Source organism: Aurantibacter sp. (genome assembly GCF_042094015.1).
Lineage (GTDB): Bacteria > Bacteroidota > Bacteroidia > Flavobacteriales > Flavobacteriaceae > Aurantibacter.
On the sequence record NZ_JBELDZ010000022.1, the window covers coordinates 1 to 4718 of the forward strand.

Below are 4718 nucleotides of genomic sequence, written 5' to 3' on the forward strand. Positions count from 1 at the left end.
GTTTTATACTTTTTTAAACACGTCTAAAAAACTACCTTTAGGTTATGAATGAAGTTATTAAAGCGAATGTTTTTAATCTTAATAAATTAAAAAAGTTATTAAATTGTTTGTCAGAATTTGATTATCAAAACAATGGAATATTACCTTATAAATCTTCTATTGGTAATCATACAAGGCATATTTTAGATTTTTATGAATGTATAATAGAGTACGACAAGTTTATAGACTTAACTAAACGGAACAGAGATTGTTTATCTAATGTAAATATAGATTTTGCATTAAAGAGACTTTCATTTATAATTAGTTATCTGGAAAAACTACTATTAAATGAAGATTTAATTTTAGATGTTTATGATGATTTAGGATTTGGGAAAACTAAGATAAAATATACATATACTTCTTTGTTGGCTTATGTTAATAGTCACACAACTCATCATTATGCTAGTATAGGATATTTATTACATCAGATAAATCCTGAAAATAATTTTTTTGATGTTACTTTTGGGATTAATATAAATACTTTATCTAAATTTAAATGATAAATAAAGAAATTAATATTGCTTCCAACTTTATTAATAATACAGATAGAAATATTTTTCTCACAGGTAAAGCTGGTACAGGAAAAACTACTTTTTTACATAAATTAAAAGAAAGTTCTTTAAAAAGAATGGTTATTGTTGCACCCACCGGAGTTGCAGCAATTAATGCAAAAGGCGTTACTATTCATTCTTTTTTTCAAATGCCATTTGGTCCTATTATACCAAATCAGGAATTAGATAAATCGAGTTCATTTAATAGAAAATTTACTAAAACAAAAATTAATATAATTAAATCACTCGATTTATTAGTAATTGACGAGATTAGTATGGTTCGTGCTGATTTATTAGATGGAGTTGATAAAACATTGCGTCGTTTTAGAAATAAGAATTTAGTTTTTGGAGGTGTACAATTATTAATGATTGGAGATTTACAACAATTATCACCTGTGTTAAAGGATAATGATTGGAGTTTACTTAAACCATTCTATAGAAATGTATTTTTCTTTAGTAGTCATGCTTTTCTAAATTGTAATCCTATAACAGTAGAATTAAAACATATTTATAGACAAGCAAATCCAACATTTATTGAAATATTAAATGAAATTAGAACAAATAGTTTGACACAAGCTTCAGCGGATGAATTAAATAAAAGGTATAATCCAGATTTTGATTCTAAAGTTGAAGAAGGTTATATTTCATTAACAACTCATAATAATAAAGCAGAATTAACAAATCAATCAAAGTTAGAACTGCTTAAAGGTAAGTCAATAAAATATAAAGCATTAATAGAAGGTAAATTTCCAGAATCATCTTATCCTAATAAAGAAGAGTTAGTCCTTAAAGTTGGGGCTCAAGTTATGTTTGTTAAAAATGATAGCTCTCAAGATAAACGATATTTTAACGGGAAAATTGGTAAAGTTATTTCTTTAGAAAAAGACAAGGTTATTGTAAAATGCCCTGAAGATTCCGAATCAATTTCAACAACTTTAGAAACTTGGGAAAATATCACTTATAGTGTTAATTCTTCAACTAAAGAAATTAATGAAGAAAAAATAGGCTCGTTTACACAAATGCCTTTAAGGCTGGCTTGGTCTATAACTATTCATAAAAGTCAAGGTTTAACATTTGAAAAGGCTATTATAGATGCAGAAAATGCATTTGCTCATGGACAAACATATGTGGCTTTAAGTAGATGTAAAAATTTAGAAGGATTAGTCTTAAAATCTAAGATAACGTCCAATCAAATTATTACAGATTCTAATGTTATATCATTTAATCAACAAGCAGAAGAAAATCAACCAACAGAACAAGACTTAGAAAATTCAAAATCAGATTTTCAATTAAAATTAATTTCTGAAATATTCGATTTCTATTCATTTTTATATCCAGTCAATCGTCTTTTAGATATTTTTTATAAAAACAGAGACATAATAATTGGAGATATAGAACCAATTTTAATGAAAGCTAAAAATGGTATTACAAATTTGCTTAAAGTAGCAAATGGGTTTAAATTTCAATTAAAGGAATTAGCTTTAGATTCAAATGCTCCAGAAAATAACATTAACATCCAAGACCGATTTAAAAAAGCACTTAACTATTATAAAAACCAATTAAATGATTCTCTAGTAGAACCATTTAAAAATTTAAAATTCGAAACAGATAATAAAGCTATAGAACATGATTTAGAAATTCAATTAGATGCAATAGATGAATTTATTACAATTAAACAACTTTATTTTAATGCTTTTGATTCTGGGTTTGATGTTAAACATTTTCTTAAACTTAGAGCTAGAGCAGTTTTTTTAGCAAAAGAAAAACCTAAAAAAGCTAGAAAAAAAGTATTAGAAGGTACTTCTAATGTAGAATTAGCTGAAATACTTAGACAATTAAGAAACCAAATAGCAAAAGATAATAATTTAGTTCATTTTCAAGTTTTTACACAAAAAGCGTTATATGAAATGAGTGAGCTTTTACCAACTCATAAAAATGAGTTGGCTAATATTATAGATATGGGAAAAACCCGAATCGAAAAATATGGAACTCAAATTTTAAAAGCAATAAATGATTTTTGTTTTGAAAATAATATAGAAACATTTAAAGATGAAGAGCTATTTGAAGCAAAAAAAACTAAGCATAAAAAAGGAGATTCTAATTTATTGAGTTTAGAATTATATAAGTCTGGTAAATCCATTGATCAAATTGCTATGGAGCGCGAATTAAATCAAAATACTATTTTCGGTCATTTAGCTAAATTTATTCCTACAGGAGAAATTAAAATTACAGATTTGGTGCCAGATAATCATTATAAGGTATTATTAAAAGTTATTCCAAAACTTACCTTCGAAAATATATCTGATTTAAAACACCAGTTGGATGATAAATACTCTTATGGTGAAATTAAATTAGTTTTAGACGAGTTAAATAATATGTGAAAATTTATTCATTAAAAATAAAACAGGCTTCAAAATTATTTTTGAAGCCTGTTTTATATAGTTTTAAAAGAAATATTATCCTCTAATTAATCCTCTTGAAATTACAATTTTTTGAATTTCAGAAGTACCTTCATAAATTTGTGTGATTTTTGCATCACGCATTAAACGTTCTACATGATATTCTTTAACAAAACCATTTCCACCGTGAATTTGAACAGCTTCAACCGTATGTTCCATAGCTACTTTAGAAGCATATAACTTTGCCATAGCACTACTCATATCATAATTATTACCTTGGTCTTTATCCCAGGCAGCTTTCATAACCAACATACGTGCAGCTTCTATTTCGGTATACATATCTGCTAATTTAAAAGCAATAGCTTGATGATTACAAATTTCTGTACCAAAGGCTTTACGCTCTTTAGAATATTTTAAAGCTAATTCGTAAGCTCCAGAAGCAATACCTAAAGCTTGAGAAGCAATACCAATACGTCCACCAGATAAAGTTTTCATAGCAAATTTAAAACCAAATCCATCTTCACCAATTCTATTTTCTTTCGGCACTTTTACATCGTTAAATTGTAAAGTATGTGTATCACTACCACGTATTCCTAATTTATCTTCTTTTGGGCCTACAGAAAAACCTTCTGTACCTTTTTCTACAATAAAAGCATTAATACCTTTATGTCCTTTTTCTCTATCTGTTTGTGCAATAACTAAATAAACTCCAGCTCTTCCTCCACTTGTAATCCAGTTTTTTGTACCATTTATTACATAATGGTCACCTTTATCTATTGCTGTAGTTGCTTGAGATGTAGCATCACTACCAGCTTCTGGCTCACTTAAACAAAAAGCACCAACCATTTCTCCGCTAGCTAGTTTTGGTAAATACTTTTGTTTCTGTTCTTCAGTACCATAACCTTCAAGACCATAACAGACTAAAGAATTATTTACAGAAACAATAACCGAAGCAGAGGCATCTACTTTAGATAATTCTTCCATAATTAAAGTATAAGAAATAGCATCCATACCACTTCCGCCGTATTTAGGATCTACCATAATTCCCATAAAACCAAGATCTCCCATTTTTTTGACTAATTCGTCAGGGAACTCTTGTTTGTTGTCTCTTTCAATAACTCCAGGAAGTAATTCTGTTTTTGCAAATTCGCGAGCTGCGTCGCGAACCATAATGTGTTCTTCTGTTAGATTAAAGTCCATAGTGCTTATACGTTGATAATTCAATAATTTAAAGTAACAAATATACTTTTAAATTGTCATTTATTCAATAAGGATTTCTATTTTTACTCGGTATGGAACAAAAAAAATATAAGGTATTAGGAGTTATGTCTGGAACATCTTTAGATGGAATAGATTTAGCTTATATAAATTTTTCTAAAGATAATGTATGGAGTTATTCTATTGAGGAAACTGAAACTGTTTCATATTCAGAATTTTGGACATATAAGTTAACTCATTTAGTTGATTGTAATATTGAAGAATTAAAAGTGTTAGATAAGAATTACACTATTTACTTAGTTTCAATTATATCAGATTTTATTTCTAAACATAATCTAAAAGATATCGATGCTGTTTGTAGCCATGGACATACAGCTTTACACAAACCAGAAATAGGTTTAACCTATCAAATTGGTAATTTACCTCAATTAGCAATCTTACTAAATCAAAAAGTAGTTTGTGATTTTAGAATTCAAGATGTACAGCTTGGAGGACAAGGTGCACCATTAGT

4 protein-coding genes are annotated in these 4718 nt (G+C 27.7%); 3 read left to right on the forward strand and 1 reads right to left on the reverse strand.

The annotated features are described in order from the left end of the window. The first annotated feature begins 44 nt into the window (after positions 1–44). A complete protein-coding gene (locus ACFDSN_RS04990) occupies positions 45–539 on the forward strand; it encodes a hypothetical protein (RefSeq protein WP_375238735.1) in 495 nt (164 codons plus the stop codon). Beyond that, complete coding sequence (locus tag ACFDSN_RS04995; RefSeq protein WP_375238736.1) at positions 536–2971, forward strand: helix-turn-helix domain-containing protein; 2436 nt, start codon at positions 536–538, stop codon at positions 2969–2971. The genes ACFDSN_RS04990 and ACFDSN_RS04995 overlap by 4 nt, the downstream gene beginning before the upstream one ends. A gap of 75 nt (positions 2972–3046) precedes the next feature. Here ACFDSN_RS04995 and ACFDSN_RS05000 read toward each other — a convergent pair whose 3' ends face one another. Further along, positions 3047–4189, reverse strand: coding sequence for an acyl-CoA dehydrogenase (locus ACFDSN_RS05000; RefSeq protein WP_375238737.1), 1143 nt, complete (start codon positions 4187–4189; stop codon positions 3047–3049). Between the two features lie 92 nt (positions 4190–4281). Between ACFDSN_RS05000 and ACFDSN_RS05005 the strand changes: the two genes are divergently transcribed. Beyond that, a partial coding sequence (locus ACFDSN_RS05005; RefSeq protein WP_375238765.1) for an anhydro-N-acetylmuramic acid kinase occupies positions 4282–4718 on the forward strand: 437 nt, incomplete at its 3' end.